Raw genomic sequence first — 21,163 nt, 5'->3', positions numbered from 1 at the left:
AAGCAGTGAATGGCGACGTTCATTCCGGTGTGAGCTAAACATTGGCAAGGTTTGCCCGTCGCTTCACTTTAGCTTAGGAAGCCTCCCACAGCTTTATCGGACCTAGGCTAGTTTGCGGGGCTAGTGCTAGAGGTGAAAGTCCCTACGTTCTGCAGAATAGGCAAGCGACAGGGACAGCCATGCGAGCACAGAGGACTTATCAGGTAGTTGCACATCACGCGATCGTCTTCGATGTCAGCGAGTTCGTCATCCAGCCAGGGGAATGTTGTCAAATTCGGCAAACGAGCCTGCCGTGGGTGCATGCCGGACACTATCGGATTGTTGAAAAAATGGCGGAGCTTTATGACCGGATGCTGGCAGGGCAGCGGCCCTGCCATATGACGGTTGCAGTATCACGCCCGTTAACTCGTCAGCAGGGAGACAGCCTCAATCAGCAGCGATACAGGGTTTCGGGCATTTTCAGCAGCGCAGCGGGAAAAGCGACGGCTGATGTTGCGATAGCTATGGCAGGTGGGCCTGCGGGAGCGGTCGCAGGGATCGCTGTCACCGGTGCTGTGGCCTGGTTGATTCAGAATAAAATTCCTACTTTTCATGCTGGGGATGTGCTGGCATCACTATCAGCCACTGTGAAGGGCGGTATTGGTCCTCAATTCAGCAGCCTGATGTTGATTATCTGAAGGGGGGGCGGATATGTGGGTGCTTTATGCTATTTGCTATGCTCTCGTGGTCGGCACGTTAGTCGACTGGGCATGCCGGTCAAGGTGCATCAGGCTTTTTCTTTACATCGTGTTCAGCGTCACAGGGATCACTGCTTGTACTCAACTGGGTGAAGAGCAGTTCCTGCAACTTGATGGTATTGGCTGGTCAGCTTTTTTCATGGCAATCGCTACCCCGTTGCTATTCAAGCGTTCCCGCTATTTCGAGCGTGATCGTGACTGATGGTTGGCATGGGCAGCATCCATCCGGCAAATCTGCGACAATCGCGCCCCTTACAAATGCCGACCATGTAAAAGCAGCGCCCACCTGCATCACTAAAAAGCCCCATGACAGACCACGCCATCGACCAGTTGCTGAAGAACCTCGACCACGCCATGATCGCCGACCGCCATCGCCTGCGGCGGCAGTTGCACGAGCTGCGCAAACGCCCCGATGAGGGCAAGCTCGCGCAGTGGGTGGAAAAGGTCCAGGCTTCCTGCGCCCAGGTCACCGCGCGCCAGCATAGCGTGCCGACCATCCGTTATGACGACAGCCTGCCGATCGCGGCCAAGCGTGACGAGATCAAGAAGGCCCTGGCCGAGCACCAGGTACTGGTGATCGCTGGTGAGACCGGCTCGGGCAAGACCACCCAGTTGCCGAAGATCTGCCTGGAACTGGGGCGTGGCAGCCACGGCTTGATCGCCCACACCCAGCCGCGCCGGATCGCCGCGCGCAGCGTCGCGGCGCGGGTCGCCGAGGAGCTTGGCACGCCACTGGGGGCGCTGGTCGGCTACCAGGTGCGTTTCGAGGACCAGAGCGACGCCAATACCCTGGTCAAGCTGATGACCGACGGCATCCTGCTGGCCGAAACCCAGCACGACCGTTTTCTGGAACGCTACGACACGATCATCGTCGACGAGGCCCACGAGCGCAGCCTGAACATCGACTTCCTGCTCGGCTACCTCAAGACCCTGCTGCACCGCCGCCCGGACCTCAAACTGATCATCACCTCGGCGACCATCGACCTGGAGCGCTTCTCCCAGCACTTCGATGGCGCACCGATCATCGAGGTGTCCGGGCGCACCTTCCCGGTGGATACCTGGTACCGCCCGCTGACCCGCGAGCAGGACGAGGAAGGCAACCAGGTCGAGGACGATATTTCGGTCGACCAGGCGATTCTCGCCACTCTCGATGAGATCGCCCATCACGAGCGCAGTCAGGGCAAGGGCCCAGGCGATGTGCTGGTGTTCCTGCCCGGTGAGCGTGAGATCCGTGATGCTGCCGAGATCTTGCGCAAGGCCCAACTGCGCCACACCGAGATCCTGCCGTTGTACGCGCGCCTGACCCCGGCCGAGCAGCAGAAGATCTTCCAGTCCCACAGTGGTCGGCGGGTAGTGCTGGCGACCAACGTCGCCGAAACCTCGTTGACTGTGCCGGGTATTCGCTACGTGATCGACAGCGGCACCGCGCGCATCAGCCGCTACAGCTACCGCGCCAAAGTCCAGCGCCTGCCAATCGAGGCCGTCTCGCAAGCCAGCGCCAACCAGCGCAAGGGCCGTTGCGGGCGGGTCGAGCCGGGTATCTGCATCCGCCTGTACAGCGAGGACGATTTCAACGCGCGTCCAGCGTTTACCGATCCCGAGATCCTGCGGACCAACCTGGCAGCGGTGATCCTGCAGATGCTGCACCTGCGCCTGGGCGCAATCGATGCCTTCCCGTTCATCGAGCCGCCGGATGGCAAGGCCATCAGCGATGGTTTCAACCTGTTGCAGGAGCTGTCGGCGGTCAATCGCGAGAACCAGCTCACGCCGCTTGGTCGCCAGCTGGCACGCCTGCCGATCGATCCACGGCTGGGCCGGATGCTGCTCGAAGGCGCACGCCAAGGCAGCTTGCAGGAAGTGCTGATCGTCGCCAGCGCGCTGTCGGTTCAGGACCCGCGCGAGCGCCCACCGGAGCGCCAGCAGGCTGCCGACCAGGCCCATGCGCAGTGGAAGGACGTCGACTCCGACTTCGCCGCGCTGGTGAACCTGTGGCGCGGCTTCGAGGAACAGCGCCAGGCGCTCACCGCCAACCCCCTGCGCAACTGGTGCCGCAAGCAGTTTCTCAACTACCTGCGCCTGCGCGAATGGCGTGATGCGCATCGCCAGTTGTCGCTGATCTGCCGCGACCTGCAACTGACGGTGAACAAGGAGCCCTGCGACTACCCGCGAATGCACAAGGCCATTCTCAGTGGCCTGCTCAGCCAGATTGGCCATAAGGCTGAAGAGGGCGACTATCAGGGCGCGCGCCAGCGCCGTTTCTGGATTCATCCATCCTCGGGCATCGGCCGCAAGCGCCCACAGTGGGTGATGGCCGCGGAGCTGGTAGAAACCACCAAGTTGTATGCGCGCATGGTGGCCAAGATCGAGCCGGACTGGATCGAGCCGCTGGCCAGTCACCTGATCAAGAAGAACCACTTCGAACCGCACTGGGAGAAAAAGCGCGGCCAGGTGGTGGCCTTTGAGCAGATCACCCTGTACGGCCTGATCCTGGTGGGTCGCCGGCCAGTGCACTTCGGCCCGATAGACCCGGTTACCTCGCGCGAGCTGTTCATTCGCGAAGGTCTGGTCGGTGGCCAGATTCAGTCGCGGGCCAAGTGCCTGGCGGCCAACAAGCGCTTGCTGGAGCAGTTGGACGAACTCGAAGCCAAGGCGCGCCGCCGCGACATCCTGGCCGACGAAGAGACGTTGTACGGCTTCTACGAGGCGCGCTTGCCCGAGGAGATCCACCAGACCGCGACTTTCGACAGCTGGTACCGGATGAACAGCCAGAAGGACGCCAACCTGCTGATCATGCGTGAGGAAGACGTGCTCGCCCGCGAGGCCAGCGAGGTCACCGCTGCGCAGTACCCGGACCACTTGCAGGTGGGCGAGCTGCGCCTGTCGCTGAGTTACCACTTCGAGCCCAACCACCCGCGCGATGGTGTGACCGTGCGGGTGCCGGCGCCGCTGTTGCCGAGCCTGCCGGGCGAGCGCCTGGAATGGCTGGTGCCGGGATTGCTCGAAGCCAAGTGCATCGCGCTGGTCCGTAACCTGCCCAAAGCCCTGCGCAAGAACTTCGTGCCGGTGCCGGACTTCGTCAAGGCGTCGCTGGCACGCATGACCTTCGCCCACGGCGCCTTGCCTCAGGCGCTGGGTCAGGAACTGCTGCGCATGACCGGTGCGCGGGTCAGCGACGAGGCCTGGGCCGAAGCGGCAAGCCTGGTGGAAGGCCACCTGCGGATGAACATCGAAGTGGTCGACGCTCAGGGCAAGTTCCTCGGCGAAGGCCGTGACCTGGCCGAACTGACTGCGCGCTTCGCTGCCGCTAGCCAGGCGGCGTTGGCCTTGCCGCGTAACGAAAAAGCCGAGCAGCCGGTGCAAGCCAAGGCCTTCAGCCAGGTCGCGCAGACTGCTCAGCAGAAGATCGCCGGCCTGTCGATGACGGTCTACCCGGCGTTGGTGGAAGAGAGTGGCAGCGTGCGCGAGGGCCGTTTCTCGACCCAGGCCGAAGCCGAGTTCCAGCACCGCCGTGCGTTGCAGCGCCTGCTGCTGCAACAGCTGGCCGAGCCTGCCAAGTTCCTGCGTGGCAAGTTGCCTGGGCTGACCGAGCTAGGCTTGTTGTACCGCGAGCTGGGCCGGGTCGAGGCGCTGGTGGAAGACATCCTGCTGGCCAGCCTCGACAGTTGCGTGCTTGAAGGTGAAGACCCGCTACCCCGCGACGGCGCCGGCCTGGCCTCGCTCGCCGAGCGCAAGCGCGGCAGTTGGACCGAGCACGCCGAGCGCCTGGCGCGCCAGACCCTGGACGTGCTCAAGCTGTGGCATGGTTTGCAGAAGCGCTTCAAGGGCAAGATCGACCTGAGCCAGGCGGTGGCACTCAACGACATCAAGCAGCAGTTGGCCAACTTGGTGTACCCAGGTTTCGTGCGGGAAACCCCGGGCGCCTGGTTCAAGGAGTTGCCGCGCTACCTGAAAGCGGTGGAATTGCGCCTTGAAAAGCTCGGCTCGCAGGTGCAGAAGGATCGCGTGTGGAGCAGCGAGCTGGCCAATTGCTGGGCGCAGTACAAGGCGCGTGCCGACAAGCATGCCCAGGAAGGCAAGCGTGACGAGCAACTGACACTGTACCGCTGGCTGCTGGAGGAGTACCGGGTGTCGCTGTTCGCTCAGCAACTGGGCACCAAGGTGCCGGTTTCCGACAAGCGTTTGAGCAAGCAGTGGAGCCAGGTGGAAGCCTAACCGTTGTAAGTTGTGGCAAACTTGCTGGAATTTGCGGCCGCTGTGCGGCCGTTCGTGAGTGGACCCGCGCCCACCAGGCCGCGCAGCCTGGATGGATGCGGAGCGACCCGTGAACGAGGGCTTGCCCTTCGCCTGCAAATTGGCACCAAGGTGCCAGTATGATGCCCCCTATCCCGGCCAGCGCCGCGTGGCGATGGCCTCTGACCAGAGGAACGACCGTGCATAACGTCGTGATCAGCGGCACCGGCCTGTATACCCCGGCCCAGAGCATTTCCAACGAAGAACTGGTGGAATCCTTCAATACCTGGTCGCAACAGTTCAATCGCGACAATGCCGCTGCCATCGAGCGTGGCGAGGTGGAAGCGGCACCGCTGTCGGATGCTGCGTTCATCGAGAAGGCCTCAGGTATCAAGAGCCGCTTCGTCATGGACAAGGCCGGGATCCTCGATCCGCAGCGCATGAAGCCACGGCTGCCTGAGCGCAGCAACGACGAACAGTCGATCCTTTGCGAAATGGGCGTGGCCGCCGCGCGTCAGGCACTGGAGCGTGCTGGCCGAACGGCTGCGGATGTCGATGGGGTGTTGGTGGCGTGTTCGAACCTACAGCGTCCGTATCCGGCTATCGCCATCGAGGTGCAGCAGGCGCTGGGCATCCAGGGCTTTGCCTTCGACATGAACGTGGCCTGTTCGTCGGCCACCTTCGGTATTCAGACCGCTGCCAATAGCGTGCAACTGGGCCAGGCCCGTGCCGTGCTGGTGGTCAGCCCGGAGATTTGCACCGGTCACCTCAACTTCCGTGACCGCGACAGCCACTTCATCTTCGGTGATGCCGCCACCGCCGTGCTGGTCGAGCGCGCCGACCTTGCCAGTTCCGAGCATCAGTTCGATGTGGTGAGCACCAAGTTGGCGACGGTGTTCTCCAACAATATTCGGAACAACTTCGGTTTCCTCAACCGGGCTGGTGAAGAGGGTGTCGATGCGCGCGACAAGTTGTTCGTGCAGGAAGGGCGCAAGGTGTTCAAGGAAGTGTGCCCGATGGTTGCCGAACTGGTCGGCAAGCACCTGGCTGAAAATGGCCTGCAAGCGTCGGACGTGAAGCGTTTCTGGCTGCATCAGGCCAACCTCAGCATGAACCACCTGATCGTCAAGAAGCTGTTGGGGCGCGAGGTGAACGAGGATGAGGCTCCCGTTATTCTGGACCGCTATGCCAACACCAGCTCCGCAGGTTCGGTGATCGCCTTCCACCTGTATCAGGATGATTTGCCCAAGGGCTCGGTTGCGGTGCTCAGCTCGTTCGGGGCGGGGTATTCGATTGGTAGCGTGATTCTGCGCAAGCACTGAGGCGCAGCGGCGAGCTACAAGCTACAAGCAAGAGCAGATCTGTGGTCCCCCGCGATCTGCTTTTACTTGATGCTTGTAGCTTGCCGCTTGCAGCTAAAAAGAGGCGGGAAACGCCGGATGGGGGGCGGCATTTCCCGCCTCAGAGTGAAGCAGAGGAGGGTGTCGCTTAGAACTTCGCTTCCAGGTCTACCTGCAGCGTGTCTACGTCGGCATCGCTGTTCGGCAGGTTGGAGTAGTCGGTCTTGGCCATCAGGTAGGCCGCACCCAGAGAGAAGTTCTTGTCGATTTCGTAACCGACCTTGAACTTGTGGCCGCGCGAGCCGGTGAAGCCGTTGCCGAAGTCCGAATCGGTGAACAGGCTCACCACACCGTTACGCTGCACGTCGCGGTAGTTGTAGTCCAGGCTCCAGGCGCCGAGCTTGGTCTTCACACCGGCCAGCCAGGCCTTGTCCTTGCCATCGGTGCTTTCGGTGTTCTTGACGAACTGACCGTACGTCGACAGCGGAATGGCGAAGCCGGTGAAGTCCAGCTGACCGAAGCCTTCGACCAGGTTGAACTCGTCGGTGGTGTTGCCCAGCGAGCGCAGCACGGCAGAGGCCTTGTCGTTGTCGTAGCCGTAGATGCTGCCGCCAACGGTCATCTTCACGGTGTCAGCCAGGTTGAACTTGGTGCCCAACTGGCCGTGGTACAGCTGTGCGTCGTGCTTGTACTGCACGCCGTCGCCATCGACGTTGTCCTTCAGGTTGTAGTGACCGACGCTGCCGAACACTTCGGCTGCGCCCAGGTTGGTCTTGTAGGTGACGGCCACGCCTTCCGGGTTGATGTCGCTGTCCCAGATGATGTCGCCCATGCTCACCCATGGCTGGGCCATCTTGCCGCCGATGATGTGCAGGTTAGGCACGGCGGTTGGGTGCCAGTCGAGGTAGGCCATGTCGACCCACAGCGCCTTTTTCTCGAAGTAGTTGTCCAGGCTCTGGTTGGTCGAGCGGGCATCGGCGCTGCTGCCGGTGGCCACCCGCACGCCGGCGTCGACCTGCGGGTTGATCTCGCTGTAGAAACCGACGCGGGCACGCACGCGCTCGCGGTCCTGATTGCCGCTGCGGGCAATCGGGTTGTCGACGTTGACGTCTTCGTAACGCAGGCGCACGTCGCCTTTGATCTGGGTCTTGGCAGCCCATGCCACTTTCTGTTCGAACGAACTCATGCGCTCTGCTTGCGCTTTTTGAGCCGCCTTTTCCTTGGTTTCGGTCGCCAGGTCCTGTTGCAGTTCGGCGTACTGCTCCTGGTTGATCGAGCCGTTGGCGCGGAGCATTTCGAGCAGCTTGGCGTCGACTGCGGCACTGGCCGGAGTACTCAGAGCCAGCATCATGCCGGTGAGGCTCACTCCGGTGAGTGTGGAAACAAGACGCATAAGGTTCTCCCTGTTGGAAAGGTGGGGGAGGCTCAAGCGCTCGCCCCCGAGTTGGCATGTCTTCGGAAAGGGCCTGAATAGACAGGTTCTGGGGTTTCGGAAAACAGGCGCAAGTATTGCGGGGGGGAATGACAGAATAATGTCCAAACAGTGGCACTGTTGTTAACAACGTGTTGTCATTTGAGTGCGCATAGCGCTTTGGCAATACTGGCGTCCTACTTTCAGCGAGTCGTCGATGTGATCAGTCTTCACAGCCTTGCCCACCTGCGTGAACTACCGGCCAGCACCTGGGATGCGTTGGTGCCAGACGGCCAGCCGTTCCTGCGCCATGCCTTCCTCAGTGCCATGGAGGACAGTGCCAGCGTCACTCCCGAGACCGGCTGGGCCGCCGAGCATCTTGTGCTGGAACGCGATGGGCAGGTCCGTGCGCTATTGCCGGCCTACCGCAAATGGCATTCGTTCGGCGAGTACGTGTTCGACCACGGCTGGGCGGATGCCTGCGAGCGTGCCGGCATCGCCTACTACCCCAAGTTGTTGGGGGCGGTGCCGTTCAGCCCAGTGAGTGGGCCGCGCCTGCTCAGCGCCGAACCCGCCGACGGCTTGCTGCTGTTGCAGGCGATTCCCGAGTACCTGAACAAGGCTGGATTGTCCGGGGCGCATATCAACTTCACTGACACGGCCTTGGACGACGCAATGGCGGGCTTGCCTGGCTGGATGGAGCGTCTGGGCTGTCAGTTCCACTGGCGCAATCGCGGCTACCGCGACTTCCAGGACTTTCTCGACACCCTCAGCTCGCGCAAGCGCAAGCAGATGCGCAAGGAGCGCGAGCAGGTGGCGGGGCAGGGCATCGAGTTCGCCTGGTATCGCGGCGATGAGCTGAGCCAGGCGCAGTGGGATTTCGTCTACCGGTGTTACGCCAACACCTATGCCGTGCGTCGCCGCGCGCCATACCTGACGCGTGAGTTCTTCAGCCTGCTGGCCGAGCGCATGCCCGAGGCGGTGCGGGTGGTGATCGCCCGCCAGCACGGACGTGAAGTGGCCATGGCTTTGAGTCTGGTGGGCGGCGACAGCCTGTATGGGCGTTACTGGGGCTGTCTGGATGAGTTCGACCGGCTGCATTTCGAGACCTGCTTCTACCAGGGCATGGACTTTGCCATTGCCGAGGGGCTGCAGCGCTTCGATGCTGGTGCACAGGGCGAGCACAAGCTGATTCGCGGTTTTGAACCGGTCATCACACGGTCATGGCACTACCTGCTGCACCCAGGCTTGCGTCGGGCTGTAGAGGAATTCCTGCAGCAGGAGCGGGTGGGGGTACGCGGGTATGCCGAAGAGGCCTGCGCGGCATTGCCTTATCGCAAGGCGTGAAGCTCTCATCTGAGCAGCGCCCCGGCGAGGCCGTTCCTTGGCCTCGTATTTACCTTGTTTGGCCGGTAAGGGCTTACAAGGTAAAGCGCTTCACCAAGCCATTGAGCCCACTGGCCAGGCGCGACAGTTCCTGGCTTGAAGCGTTGGTCTGCTGCGCGCCCGTTGCGCTCTGCACCGAAAGGTCGCGAATGTTGGTCAGGTTGCGGTCCACCTCGCGGGCCACCTGGGCCTGCTCTTCGGCGGCGCTGGCGATCACCAGGTTGCGCTCGTACATCTCGCTGATCCCCGAAGTGATCGCTTGCAAGGCCTGGCCTGCACTCTGGGCCAGTTCGCGGGTATCGCGGGCGCGCGTGCTGCTGGTTTGCATGGCGCTCAGGGCCTGGCTGGCGCCGCTGCGCATCTGCGAGACCATCTGTTCGATCTCCTGGGTCGAGTTCTGCGTGCGGTGGGCCAGGGCGCGGACTTCGTCGGCGACCACGGCGAAGCCACGGCCCGACTCACCGGCGCGGGCGGCCTCGATGGCGGCATTGAGCGCCAGCAGGTTGGTCTGCTCGGCAATCGCTCGGATTACATCCAGCACCTTGCCCACTTCCTGGGACTGCTCAGCCAACTGCCCCACCAGCGCGGCTGAGGCCGCTACTTCTTCGGCCAGGTCGCTGATCGCCTCGATGGTCTGGGATACCCGGGCCTGGCCCTGTTGCGCCGACTCGGTCGACTGCCGCGAGGCTTCGGAGGTGGACACGGCATTGCGTGCCACCTCTTCGACCGCAGTGCTCATTTCATTGACGGCAGTGGCGGCCTGCTCGATTTCGTCGTGCTGGCGAGTGATGCCGCGCCCAGCCTCTTCGGTAACCGCATGCAGCTGCTCGGACGCGGCGGCCAGTTGCGTGGAGGAGCCGGAGATCTCGCCCAGCGTGTCACGCAGGCGTTCACGCATCTGTGCCAGCGAATGTTGCAACTGACTCACTTCGTCGTTGCCGTTGGCGACGATGGCGTTGCTCAGGTTGCCTTCGGCCACCTGCTTGGCCGCCAGCACGGCTTCCTTGAGTGGCTGCACGATGCTGCGGGTGAGCAGCCAGGCCAGGGCGATGGTGACCAGCGCGGCCAGCAGGATCACGCCGATGACAATGGCGCGAGACTGGTCATAGCGCTCGGCCGCCTGGTTGCCTTCACGCTCGATGCTCTTGCCGTAGAGGTCGCCCAACTCCGCCAGTTGTGCACCGGTGCCATCGACGACCGGCTTCATGTCTACCAGCACCAGTTTGTGCAGGGCCTGGATATCCCCCTTGCGGGCCAGGGCGAAGGAATCGGACATGCCTTTCTGGTAGGTGGCGAAGTCACGCTGGAACTGCTGGTAAATACGGGTTTCTTCAGGAGTGTCGACGAATGCTTCGTAGTCCTTGATGTTCTGCATCAGGATCTTGTTACGGGCTTCGTACTGGCCGAGGTAGGTGTCGACGTTGGCCGGGTTCGGGTCGAGGGCGACGCGCAGTGAGATGGTACGTACACGCAACATGTTCTCGCGGATGGCGTCCACGGTGCGGATGCTCGGCACCCAGTTTTCTTCCATGGCCGTGGCCGAGTCGCGGATGTCGTCCATCTTCGCGAGGGAGAACATGCCCAACAGGGCAACCATCAAAGCGATGCACGCGAACCCCGATGTTGCCCGGGGCGCGATACTCCATTGGCGTAACAGCATTACCACCTCGCCGGCCCACCTGGGCCAATCAATTGTTGTACGACAACCTGTATCGGCCAGGCGGGCAGCGGCTTGAGCGGTGTGCGAGGTTAATCCACGCCGACGAACCCGCCGGTCTGGTGGTGCCACAGTCGCGCGTACAACCCGCGTTGGGCCAGCAGTTGAGCGTGGCTACCGACCTCCACGATACGTCCTTTGTCGAGCACCACCAGGCGATCCATGCGTGCGATGGTGGAGAGGCGATGGGCGATGGCAATCACCGTCTTGCCTTGCATCAGGGTTTCGAGGCTTTCCTGAATTGCAGCTTCGACCTCCGAGTCTAGCGCCGAGGTAGCCTCGTCCATGATCAGGATCGGGGCGTTCTTCAACAGCACGCGGGCAATCGCGATACGCTGGCGCTGGCCTCCCGAGAGTTTTACCCCGCGTTCGCCCACGTGGGCGTCGAAACCGGTACGGCCCTGGGCGTCGGACAGCTGTGGGATGAACGCGTCGGCCCGCGCCCGTTGCACGGCGTCCCAGACGTCCTCTTCGCGGGCCTCGGGGCGGCCATACAGCAGGTTGTCGCGGATCGAGCGGTGCAGCAGCGAGGTGTCCTGGGTGATCATGCCGATCTGCGCCCTCAGGCTGGCCTGGCTGACCTCGGCGATGTCCTGCCCGTCGATGAAAATGCGCCCGCCTTGCAGGTCGTAGAGCCGCAGCAGCAAGTTGACCAGGGTCGACTTGCCGGCACCGGACGGGCCGATCAGGCCGATTTTCTCGCCGGGGCGGATCTTCAGGTCGAGGCCGTCGATCACCGTGGCGCCCTTGCCGTAGTGAAAGCTCACCTGCTCGAAATGTACCTCGCCACGGCTGACCTTGAGCGCCGGTGCGCCGGGCTTGTCGCCCACGGTGACCGGTTGGGCGATGGTCTGCAGGCCGTCCTGGACCATGCCGATGTTCTCGAAAATGCCATTGACCACCCACATGATCCAGCCGGACATGTTGACGATACGGATCACCAGGCCTGTGGCCAGGGCGATTGCACCGACGCTGATCAGCGACTGGCTCCACAGCCATAGGGCCAGGCCCGTGGTGCAGACCACCAGCAGGCCGTTGAGCGAGGTGATGACCACATCCATGCTGGTGACCACCCGCGCTGCCAGCTGGGTCTTTTCGGTCTGTTCGCGAATCGCTTCGCGGGCGTACTGGCGCTCGTGGTCGGTGTGGGCGAACAGCTTGAGGGTGGCGATGTTGGTGTAACCATCGACGATGCGCCCCATCAGCTTGGAACGGGCATCCGAAGAGATCACTGCGCGTTCCTTCACCCGAGGCACGAAGTAGTAGAGCGCGGCGAGGTAGCTGGCGATCCACACCAGCAGCGGCAGCATCAGCCGCCAGTCGGCCTCGGCGAACAGCACCAGCGAACTGACCGCGTAGATCAGCACGTGCCACAGCGCGTCCACGGCCTGCACCGCTGAGTCCCGCAGCGAATTGCCGGTCTGCATGATGCGCTGGGCGATGCGCCCGGCGAAGTCGCTTTGGAAAAAGTTCAGGCTCTGCTTGAGCACGTAGGTGTGGTTTTGCCAGCGAATCAGGCTGGTCATGCCGGGGCTGATGGTCTGGTGCACCAGCAGGTCGTGCAGGCCAAAGAACAGCGGGCGCAGCAACAGGACCACCACCAGCATCCAGATCAGTTCGCCGCTGTGCTGCTTGAAGAAATCGGTGTTGGGGGTGCCTTGGGCCAGGTCGATGATACGGCTCAGGTAACTGAACATGGCCACTTCGATGATCGAGGCGAACAGCCCCACGATCAGCAAGGCGACGAAGCTTGGCCACACCTGGCGCAGGTAATACAGGTAGAAGGGCCAGACCTTGTCGGGAGGCGCCTCACTAGGCGCCTCCCGAAAGATGTCGATCAATTGCTCGAAACGGCGGTACAACATGAAGGCAAAGACTCCTGTTGCATCCGACCCTCAGGCGCTATCACGCGTATCGTGATACCCGCGTTCAGTCGATGCGTTTGGCTGACTTGATGTAGACCGGGTCGGCCGGCACGTCACGCATGCCTTTCTTGATCGTGGTCGGCGAGTTGACGATCTGGTCGACCACTTCCATGCCCTTGGTGACCTTGCCGAACACGGCGTAGCCACGGTCGCGGCCGGGGTTGAGGAAGTCGTTGTCAGCCACGTTGATGAAGAACTGGCTGGTGGCCGAGTTCGGATCGGAAGTGCGCGCCATCGACAGCGTGCCGCGGGTGTTCTGCAGGCCGTTGCTGGCCTCGTTGCGGATCGGATCCTTGGTGCTTTTTTGCACCATTTGGTCGGTGAAGCCGCCACCCTGGACCATGAAGCCTGGGATCACGCGATGGAAGATGGTGTTGTTGTAGAAGCCGCTGTCGACGTACTCGAGGAAGTTCTTGGTACTGATCGGCGCCTTTTCTGCGTTGAGTTCGATTTCGACCTGGCCGAAGCTGGTGTCCAGCAGGACGTGCGGGGTCTTGTCGGAGGCCATGACGCTGGTGGCGAAGGCGAGCGAGCAGGCGGTGAGCAGGAGTTTTTTCAGCATGGGCTCAAAGATCCTTGAGGGGTGGAAGCGGCTGCGAGGAACTGCAGCACGGTGAGGTTGAAGACCTCGGGTTGGTCCAGGGGCGTAGCGTGACGCGAATCCTCGATGACCGCCAGCGTGGCGTTGGGCATCAGGGCCACATAACGCTCTTTCAGTTGTATCGGTGTGTAATCCTGGTCGGCGGCCACCACCAAGGTCGGACACGCGATCTGCCCGATGCGTTCCTGTACGCCCCAATTGACGATGGCATCGAAGCTTTTCAGGTAGGCGCGCTTGTCGTTGCGCGCCCAGCGCTCGGCCATGGCGCGGCGTAGGTCGGCCTGCTGCGGCTTGGGGAACAGCCGGGCGGCCAGGCCCTGGCCGACGGTTTCGACGCTGAGCAGGCGTGCCAGGCCCCAGCGCTTGAGCCACCACAGCCAATCGCTGCGGGTGCGGCGCTTGACCTCAGGCGCGCTGTTGACGATGCATAGGCTGCGCAGCCAGGCGGGGTGATCGACAGCGAACTGAAAGCCGAGCATGCCGCCCATGGACAGCCCGACGAAGTGCACCGGGCCGGTCTTGAGGTGCTTGAGCAGGGCCAGCAGGTCTTCGCTGAACGTCTTGATCTGGTAGCCCCGGCGCGGTTTGGACGATTGCCCGTGGCCGCGGATGTCCATGAGGATCACCCGGTAGTGGCGGCTGAATTCGGGTACTTGCAACTCCCAGTCCTGGCTGCTCGAACCCAGTCCATGCAGCAGCACCAGAGGCTCGCCCTGGCCGTGTATTTCGTAATGCAGCAGGCATCCATCATGTTCGAACCAGGCCATGGGCGGCTTCTCTCATGCTTGGGGAGGGGCTGCGAAGGGTACGTCCAAGGGCGCGGTGTCAAAGTTACGCAGCAACTCGATGAGGATCTGCGTGGCCGGGCCCAAGGTCTTTTCCTTGCTCGAATAAAGGTAGAACAGCGGGTGGCGACTGCCACCCTGATCCAGCGGCAAGGGCTTGAGCACGCCTTCGCGCAGCTCGCGCTCGATCATGTGGCGGGGCAGCCAGGCAAAGCCCAGGCCGCTGCTGACGAAGGTGGCCGCGGTGCCCAGGCTGCCGACGGTCCAGCGCTGTTCGGCACCGAGCCAGCCGACATCCCTTGGCTGGGCGCGGCCGGAGTCACGGATGACCACCTGCAACTGGCTTTCGAGGTCCTGGAAGGTGATCTCCCGGCCCATGCGGTGCAGGCTGTGCTCGGGGTGGGCGACGGCGACGAATTCCACCGGGCTGAGTTCGGTGCCCAGGTAGCCGCCGATGTTGAAGCTACTGATGGCCAGGTCCGCGATGCCCTCGTGCAGCACTTCCTCGACCCCCGACAGCACCTCCTCACGCAGGCGCACCCGGCAGCCACGGCTTTGCGGCATGAACGCGCTCAGGGCACGGACCAGGCGCGCGCTGGGGTAGGCGGCATCGACCACCAGGCGCACTTCAGCTTCCCAGCCTTGCTCCATGTGGTGGGCAAGATCCTCCAGCTGGCTGGCCTGTTTGACCAGGTGCCGCGAGCGACGCAGCAGCACGTTGCCGGCTTCGGTCAGCACCGCCTTGCGCCCGTCGATGCGCAGCAGCGGTACGCCCAGTTGCTCCTGCATGCGCGCCACGGTGTAGCTCACCGACGACTGCGAGCGGTGCAGGACCTCGGCGGCCTGGGCGAACCCGCCATGGTCGACCACCGCTTGCAGGGTCCGCCACTGATCCAGGGTTACGCGCGGCGCTTTCATCTATGGCTCCTGTTGTCCTAAGCTGCGCTCTTCTCACGGAGAGCGCCCTATGAAGAAAAGTTGTGTGGCTTTGCTGCTGTGCCTGCCCTTCACCGCCATGGCCTATCCCATCGACGTGGACAAGCAACTCGATGGCGTCAAGCTCGACTACACCGCTTACGACACGGCCTACGACATCGGTGCGATCACCTTGAACAACTACGGCAAGGTGCCGGCCGCCTGCCGGGTGATGTTCCGCAACGGCCCGGAAGCCCCGCGGGTGCGCAGGGTGAACGTGCCGGCTGGCAAAAGCGTGGATGTGACTGCCAAATTCACCCGGCAGATCATCAAAATGCGCATCAGCCTCGACTGCAAAGCGGAATAAACTGATTAATCGATAGATTGAACCCACTTTTTACGCTTTTTTATCGATAGGTCAACCTCTAATCTCACCTCCATCGAATCGCAACCCTTTCCCGCCGATGGAGGCACCCATGTCCCGCGTACTGATCATCGAAAGCAGCGCCCGCCAGCAGGATTCCGTTTCCCGTCAGCTGACCCGTGACTTCATCCAGCAATGGCAGGCCGCCCATCCGGCCGACTCGATCGATGTACGCGACCTGGCTGTGAACCCGGTGCCGCACCTTGACGCCGATCTGCTTGGCGGTTGGATGAAGCCCGAAGCACAGCGCAGCGCTGCCGAACTCCAAGCCTTGGCTCGCTCCAACACCTTGACCGACGAGCTGCTGGCGGCCGACGTGCTGGTGATGGCAGCGCCAATGTACAACTTCACCATTCCCAGCACCCTCAAAGCCTGGCTCGACCATGTGCTGCGCGCAGGTATCACCTTCAAGTACACCCCGACTGGCCCGCAAGGCCTGCTGACCGGCAAGCGCGCCATCGTCCTGACCGCCCGTGGCGGTATTCACGCCGGCGCCAGCAGCGACCACCAGGAGCCCTACCTGCGCCAGGTGATGGCTTTCATCGGTATCCATCAGGTGGACTTCATCCACGCCGAAGGCCTGAACATGAGCGGTGAGTTCCACGAGAAGGGCCTGAACCAGGCCAAGGCGAAGCTGGCAGCGGTAGCCTGAGCCGCAACGAATTCCCAACCCTGACACCTTGTTGCTCCTTTAGGTGTACCTGCCCGGCCTGTATGGCCGGGCTTTTTTATAGGAGCAGATTTTTGGGGGGGCGCGTTGCACCCTTACAAACCTCAGGGTTGAACAGCCTGGACTCAACCCGCTAAGGTCGCCGCCTTGATTCACGAGAGGCAACCATGGGCTACCTGATAATCGTCGCGCTGATCCAGGCGTATTCTTTCAACCTGATCGGCGAGTACCTGGCCGGCCATGTCGACAGTTACTTCGCGGTGCTGGCGCGGGTGGCGCTGGCGTTGCTGGTATTCCTGCCGCTGACCCGCTGGCGCCAGGTCGAGCCACGCTTCATGCGTTCGATGTTGTTGATCGGCGCCTTGCAGTACGGCATCACCTATGTCTGCCTGTACCTGAGCTTCCGGGTGCTGACGGTGCCGGAAGTGCTGTTGTTCACCATCCTTACGCCGCTGCATGTCACGCTGATCGAAGACGCCCTGAACCGGCGCTTCAACCCCTGGGCACTGCTGGCCGCGCTGGTGGCGGTGGCCGGTGCTGCGGTGATCCGCTTCGACAGCGTCACTGGCGAGTTCTTCCTGGGCTTCTTGCTGCTGCAACTGGCCAACTTCACCTATGCCGCCGGCCAGGTGCTGTACCGCCATCTCGTCGCCCGCCACCCCAGCGACCTGCCGCACTACCGGCGTTTCGGCTACTTCTATCTGGGTGCGCTGCTGGTCGCGTTGCCTGCGTTCCTGCTGTTCGGCAACGCCCAGCACTTGCCGAGCACCGACACCCAATGGCTGGTGCTGCTGTTCCTCGGCCTGTGCCCGACCGCGCTGGGGCTGTACTGGTGGAACAAAGGTGCCTGCCTGGTTTCCGGCGCCACGCTGGCGGTGATGAACAACCTGCATGTGCCGGTGGGGCTGCTGCTGAACCTGTTGATCTGGAACCAGGACGAGCCATTGGGGCGGCTTGCCGTGGGCGGGGCGATCATCCTGGCGTCGGTGTGGTTGAGCCGCTTGGGCGTGCAGGGCAGGGGCGTGTCGGCGTCGCGTTGAGGCGCTGCCGACGAGGCGTTTTCAGGCCAGCTCCGGGGGCGTCACCTGCGCCGCCAAGCCATTGCACATTCAGCGCTGAATCGGGATCTGATTTGTGGATCCTGAACTTCTCGCGAGGCGAACGCTAAACAGGCATCGCGTTTCGCTGATCTTCACATTCAGGCCATCTGCTATTGCTCGACCTCTTCGACCCTGCCGCCACAGGCTATGTACTTGTCTTCATAATCAGAGCGGCAGTCGTTGGGCACACGTGTTGGAGTGGGGGGCGGTGGGCAAGCATTAGGTATGTTCAGGCGGTTGTTGTGCTCGCACTGCTGCGTGGAGAGCGCTTGAAACTCGTGTAGACGGTCGTAATTGTCCTGCCGTGCTTTGACCCTGGCCTCGCACTCATTCACCTGGGCGTCAAGTTTGTGGAGGCAATCCAGACCTTCTGGGGTCTGTGGGTCAATGTGGCGGTAGTGGGTGCAGGCAGTCAGCGATATCCCCAAGGCCAGGGCGAGCAATCGGGTCAACACAGTCGCGGTTCCTTCCAGTTCGAACGTGACGGTTTGGACTTCGAAATGCCATCTGCGTTCAGGTGGCGGGTCGAGCGCTGGTTGGCCTGCTGCCTGGCGAAATCCTGGACAGTCAAACTACGCCAAAGGAGAACAGCAATGCTCACGTCGTCGCAGCTCATGTCACTGGCCCGTGGCGCGCACGAGGATCTGAAATCGTGGTCCAGCTTCGTGGCGCTGACGGAGTTTGTCTGGCAGAACACCACCCTGGTCTCGGATGCTGCCCAGTGGGAGTCTATTTGGTTCGAGATGGAGATCGTCAACGCACTCGCCTTGGCGCAGTGGGAGGAACAGGGCTCACCTTTGGACTGGCACGCGCGCTGGTGCGAAGGTTACCAAGCGGATGCTCAGGCCTTATCGTCTGAACTGACTCGCCTGATCGTCACGCAGGTAGCCAGCGAATAGTGTGTCGTGGTGGGTAGCTAGGCAACTGGCCAGAACGGATACGGTTGTGAGGAACGACCCGAGCAAGGTGCCCATGCCTGACAGGTGCGAATGGGCCGCAACGCGGCCCCGGTGATTTCAGGCTTCACTCCAGCTCTTTCAGCCGCTGTGCCGCCGGCTCGACAGCTCGCCCAGCCAATCCCACGCGCATATCGTTGCCACTAGGCTGTTGATACAGCCCCAGGCCGAACTCCGGCAGCACCGCCAGCAGGTAATCGAAGATATCGCCCTGGATGCGTTCGTAGTCGGCCCATACCGTGGTGGTGGTGAAGCAGTAGATCTCCAGTGGTACGCCTTCGGCGGTGGTTTGCATCTGTCGGACCATGCAGGTCATGCCCTTGTGTACCTCGGGGTGGTTCTTCAGGTAGGCCAGGGCGAAGGCGCGGAAGGTGCCGATGTTGGTCAGCTTGCGGCGGTTGGCCGAAAGCTCCGCCACCGGTCCCAGGGCTTGGTTCCATTCGTGCAGTTCCTGGCGCTTACCGGCCAGGTAGTCGCCCAGCAGGCGCACCTGGCCCAGGCGCTGCTCTTCATCGCGGGTCAGAAAGCGCACGCCGGTGGCATCGATGAACAGGCTGCGCTTGATCCGTCGCCCGCCGGATTGCTGCATGCCGCGATAGTTGCGAAATGACTCGCTCATCAGCCGCCAGGTAGGGATGGAGACGATGGTCTTGTCGAAGTTCTGCACCTTGACTGTATGCAGGGTGATGTCGACCACGTCGCCATCGGCACCGGCCTGGGGCATTTCGATCCAGTCGCCGACGTGCAGCATGTCGTTGCTGGTGAGCTGCACGCTGGCGACGAACGACAGCAGCGTGTCCTTGTACACCAACAACAGCACCGCCGACATGGCGCCCAGACCCGACAGCAGCAACAGCGGCGAGCGGTCGATCAGGGTGGCGACGATGACGATGGCGGCGAAGATCCACAGCATCATCTTGGCCAACTGCATGTAGCCCTTGATCGAGCGGGTGCGGGCGTGTTCGGTGCGCGCATAGATGTCCAGCAGCGCATCGAGCAGGCACGACAGGGCGCGGGTCATGAACAGTAGGGTGACCGCCAGCGCTGCGTTGCCGAGCAGGTGCTGCGTGGTGTTGGACAGCTCCGGCACCAGTTTCAGGCCCGATTGCACCACCAGCGACGGGGTGGTCTGGGCCAGGCGATGCAGCACCTTGTTGTGGCGCAGGTCTTCGAGCCAGCGCAGCGCGGGTTGGCGAGCCAGCAGGCGGCAGGCATGCAGCACCAGAAAGCGTGCCACGCGGCCGATCAATAGCGAGACCAGCAGCAGCACGCTCAGGCCGATGGCGGCGTGCAGCAGCGGGTGTTGGTCGAGGGTACCCCAGAGGTCGAAGGCATCGCGCGAGAATCGTTGCAGGTCCATAAGTCGTCAAAGCGGTCTGTGTTGCGGTACGAAGCCGCATTAGAGCGCGGATCGGCGCAAAGTTGCCAAAAGAAATTCGGTTCTGGCCACGGAAAACGTTACCCTATGCAACTTGAATTTTTCGCACTTGCCCGAGGTTACCCCGTGTTTTCCCAATTCGCCCTGCACGAACGCCTGCTCAAAGCCGTGGCCGAGCTGAAATTTGTCGAGCCGACCCCGGTGCAGGCGGCGGCCATTCCCCTGGCCCTGCAAGGGCGTGACCTGCGGGTGACGGCGCAGACCGGCAGCGGCAAGACCGCAGCCTTCGTGCTGCCGATGCTCAACCGCCTGGTCGACCTGAGCGGACCGCGCGTGGAAATCCGCGCGCTGATCCTGCTGCCGACCCGCGAGCTGGCCCAGCAGACCCTCAAGCAGGTGCAACTGTTCTCGCAGTTCACCTACATCAAGTCGGGCCTGGTCACCGGCGGTGAGGACTTCAAGGAACAAGCCGCCATGCTGCGCAAGGTGCCGGACGTGCTGATCGGCACTCCGGGCCGCTTGCTCGAGCAGCTCAATGCCGGCAACCTCGACCTGTCCCACGTGCAGGTGCTGGTGCTCGACGAAGCCGACCGCATGCTCGACATGGGCTTTGCCGAAGACATGGAGCGCCTGTGCAAGGAGTGCGAGAACCGCGAGCAGACCTTGCTGTTCTCCGCCACCACCGGTGGTGCTGCGCTGCGCGACATCATTGGCAAGGTCCTCAAGGACCCCGAGCACCTGATGCTCAACAGCGTCTCGCAGTTGGCCGAAGGCACCCGCCAGCAGGTCATCACCGCCGACCACGATCAGCATAAGGAGCAGATCGTGCAGTGGTTGCTGGCCAACGAGACCTACCAGAAGGCGATCATCTTCACCAACTACCGCGCCTTGGCCGACCGTATCTACGGCCATTTGGTAGCCAAGGACGTCAAAGCCTTCGTGTTGCACGGTGACAAGGACCAGAAAGACCGCAAGCTGGCCATCGACCGCTTCAAGGAAGGTGGCTCCAAGGTGCTGGTGGCCACTGACGTCGCCGCCCGCGGCCTGGACATCGACGGCCTGGACCTGGTGATCAACTTCGATATGCCGCGCAGCGGTGACGAGTATGTGCACCGTATCGGGCGTACTGGTCGCGCTGGTGGCGAGGGCTTGGCGATCTCGCTGATCACCCATAACGACTGGAACCTGATGTCGAGCATCGAGCGCTACCTCAAGCAGCAGTTCGAGCGCCGCGTCATCAAGGAGGTCAAGGGCACCTATAGCGGTCCGAAAAAGGTCAAGGCCTCGGGCAAGGCCGCTGGCACCAAGAAGAAAAAGGTCGAGAAGAAAACCGGCGAGAAGAAGGGCGCCGCCAAGCGCAAGCCGGCCGCCAAGCCGAAAGCCAAAGGTCCATTGGCCAGTGCCGATGGCCTTGCACCACTGAAAAAGCGCAAGCCAGCCGCTGAGTAACACCGCGCTCGATCAGGCCCGCCACTGCAACGGTGGCGGGTGCTTCTAGGCTTTCCCTGAACGTTGTAGGGCTTTTTCCAAGCTGTTCCAAAGCCCAGGTTGTTCAATGCCGCGCGCCGCGCCCAAGCGCTGGCCGACC

17 protein-coding genes and 1 pseudogene are annotated in these 21,163 nt (G+C 62.5%); 10 read left to right on the top strand and 8 right to left on the bottom strand.

All coding sequences use genetic code 11. From position 1 onward, the window contains the following. The first annotated feature begins 179 nt into the window (after nt 1-179). From ACNFIC_RS04330 to ACNFIC_RS04315, 4 genes are all read left to right on the top strand, one after another. Complete coding sequence (locus tag ACNFIC_RS04330; RefSeq protein WP_416780070.1) at nt 180-677, top strand: hypothetical protein; 498 nt, start codon at nt 180-182, stop codon at nt 675-677. Nucleotides 678-690: 13 nt separating this feature from the next. Beyond that, on the top strand, nt 691-939 hold the full coding sequence (locus ACNFIC_RS04325; RefSeq protein ID WP_138218325.1) for a hypothetical protein: 249 nt from the start codon (nt 691-693) through the stop codon (nt 937-939). Between the two features lie 104 nt (nt 940-1,043). Further along, the gene (hrpA, locus tag ACNFIC_RS04320; RefSeq protein WP_416780068.1) at nt 1,044-4,949 is read left to right on the top strand and encodes an ATP-dependent RNA helicase HrpA; all 3,906 of its coding nucleotides are present in this window, start codon (nt 1,044-1,046) and stop codon (nt 4,947-4,949) included. Nucleotides 4,950-5,167: 218 nt separating this feature from the next. Then, nucleotides 5,168-6,289, top strand: coding sequence for a beta-ketoacyl-ACP synthase III (locus ACNFIC_RS04315; protein ID WP_138218323.1), 1,122 nt, complete (start codon nt 5,168-5,170; stop codon nt 6,287-6,289). Nucleotides 6,290-6,455: 166 nt separating this feature from the next. Here the strand turns inward: ACNFIC_RS04315 and ACNFIC_RS04310 are convergent, their stop codons facing one another. Next, a complete protein-coding gene (locus ACNFIC_RS04310) occupies nt 6,456-7,700 on the bottom strand; it encodes a putative porin (protein ID WP_416780065.1) in 1,245 nt (414 codons plus the stop codon). A 237-nt stretch (nt 7,701-7,937) separates the two neighbouring features. On the opposite strand from ACNFIC_RS04310, the gene ACNFIC_RS04305 reads away from it, so the two are divergent. Next, nucleotides 7,938-9,065 carry a GNAT family N-acetyltransferase gene (locus ACNFIC_RS04305; protein WP_138218321.1) on the top strand — a complete coding sequence of 376 codons (1,128 nt, stop codon included), beginning with the start codon at nt 7,938-7,940 and terminating at the stop codon, nt 9,063-9,065. A gap of 73 nt (nt 9,066-9,138) precedes the next feature. On the opposite strand, the gene ACNFIC_RS04300 is transcribed toward ACNFIC_RS04305, so the two are convergent. The 6 genes and pseudogenes from ACNFIC_RS04300 to ACNFIC_RS04275 form a co-directional block, all read right to left on the bottom strand. After that, nucleotides 9,139-10,002: a methyl-accepting chemotaxis protein gene (locus tag ACNFIC_RS04300; RefSeq protein ID WP_416780623.1), complete on the bottom strand. Its 864-nt coding sequence runs from the start codon at nt 10,000-10,002 to the stop codon at nt 9,139-9,141. Next, nucleotides 9,994-10,764, bottom strand: a pseudogene (locus tag ACNFIC_RS04295) (MCP four helix bundle domain-containing protein); the annotation flags it as partial. The gene ACNFIC_RS04300 and the pseudogene ACNFIC_RS04295, both read right to left, overlap by 9 nt. A gap of 89 nt (nt 10,765-10,853) precedes the next feature. After that, the gene (locus ACNFIC_RS04290) at nt 10,854-12,686 is read right to left on the bottom strand and encodes an ABC transporter ATP-binding protein (RefSeq protein ID WP_416780063.1); all 1,833 of its coding nucleotides are present in this window, start codon (nt 12,684-12,686) and stop codon (nt 10,854-10,856) included. A gap of 64 nt (nt 12,687-12,750) precedes the next feature. Beyond that, entirely contained in the window at nt 12,751-13,308 is a 558-nt protein-coding gene (locus ACNFIC_RS04285; RefSeq protein WP_138218318.1) for a peptidylprolyl isomerase, read from the bottom strand. Next, entirely contained in the window at nt 13,302-14,114 is an 813-nt protein-coding gene (locus ACNFIC_RS04280) for an alpha/beta fold hydrolase (protein WP_138218317.1), read from the bottom strand. The genes ACNFIC_RS04285 and ACNFIC_RS04280 overlap by 7 nt, the downstream gene beginning before the upstream one ends. 12 nt (nt 14,115-14,126) lie before the next feature. Beyond that, nucleotides 14,127-15,050, bottom strand: coding sequence for a LysR family transcriptional regulator (locus tag ACNFIC_RS04275; protein WP_138218316.1), 924 nt, complete (start codon nt 15,048-15,050; stop codon nt 14,127-14,129). Between the two features lie 49 nt (nt 15,051-15,099). Here ACNFIC_RS04275 and ACNFIC_RS04270 point away from each other — a divergent pair, with 49 nt between their 5' ends. From ACNFIC_RS04270 to ACNFIC_RS04255, 4 genes are all read left to right on the top strand, one after another. Beyond that, a complete protein-coding gene (locus tag ACNFIC_RS04270) occupies nt 15,100-15,414 on the top strand; it encodes a 3-phosphoglycerate kinase (RefSeq protein WP_138218315.1) in 315 nt (104 codons plus the stop codon). 109 nt (nt 15,415-15,523) lie between these two features. Next, entirely contained in the window at nt 15,524-16,123 is a 600-nt protein-coding gene (locus tag ACNFIC_RS04265; RefSeq protein ID WP_138218314.1) for an FMN-dependent NADH-azoreductase, read from the top strand. Between the two features lie 185 nt (nt 16,124-16,308). After that, complete coding sequence (locus tag ACNFIC_RS04260) at nt 16,309-17,181, top strand: carboxylate/amino acid/amine transporter (protein WP_416780059.1); 873 nt, start codon at nt 16,309-16,311, stop codon at nt 17,179-17,181. A 653-nt stretch (nt 17,182-17,834) separates the two neighbouring features. Then, nucleotides 17,835-18,140 (top strand): hypothetical protein, encoded by a 306-nt coding sequence (locus tag ACNFIC_RS04255; protein WP_416780057.1) that lies wholly within the window; start codon nt 17,835-17,837, stop codon nt 18,138-18,140. A 124-nt stretch (nt 18,141-18,264) separates the two neighbouring features. On the opposite strand, the gene ACNFIC_RS04250 is transcribed toward ACNFIC_RS04255, so the two are convergent. Next, a complete protein-coding gene (locus ACNFIC_RS04250; protein WP_138218302.1) occupies nt 18,265-19,557 on the bottom strand; it encodes a mechanosensitive ion channel family protein in 1,293 nt (430 codons plus the stop codon). Between the two features lie 144 nt (nt 19,558-19,701). Here ACNFIC_RS04250 and ACNFIC_RS04245 point away from each other — a divergent pair, with 144 nt between their 5' ends. Beyond that, the gene (locus tag ACNFIC_RS04245; protein ID WP_416780055.1) at nt 19,702-21,024 is read left to right on the top strand and encodes a DEAD/DEAH box helicase; all 1,323 of its coding nucleotides are present in this window, start codon (nt 19,702-19,704) and stop codon (nt 21,022-21,024) included. Nucleotides 21,025-21,163 lie beyond the last annotated feature (139 nt).

The sequence above is a fragment of the Pseudomonas sp. NY15463 genome (genome assembly GCF_048068415.1).
Taxonomy (GTDB): domain Bacteria; phylum Pseudomonadota; class Gammaproteobacteria; order Pseudomonadales; family Pseudomonadaceae; genus Aquipseudomonas; species Aquipseudomonas mosselii_C.
This window is presented reverse-complemented; position numbering and strand designations above follow the sequence as displayed.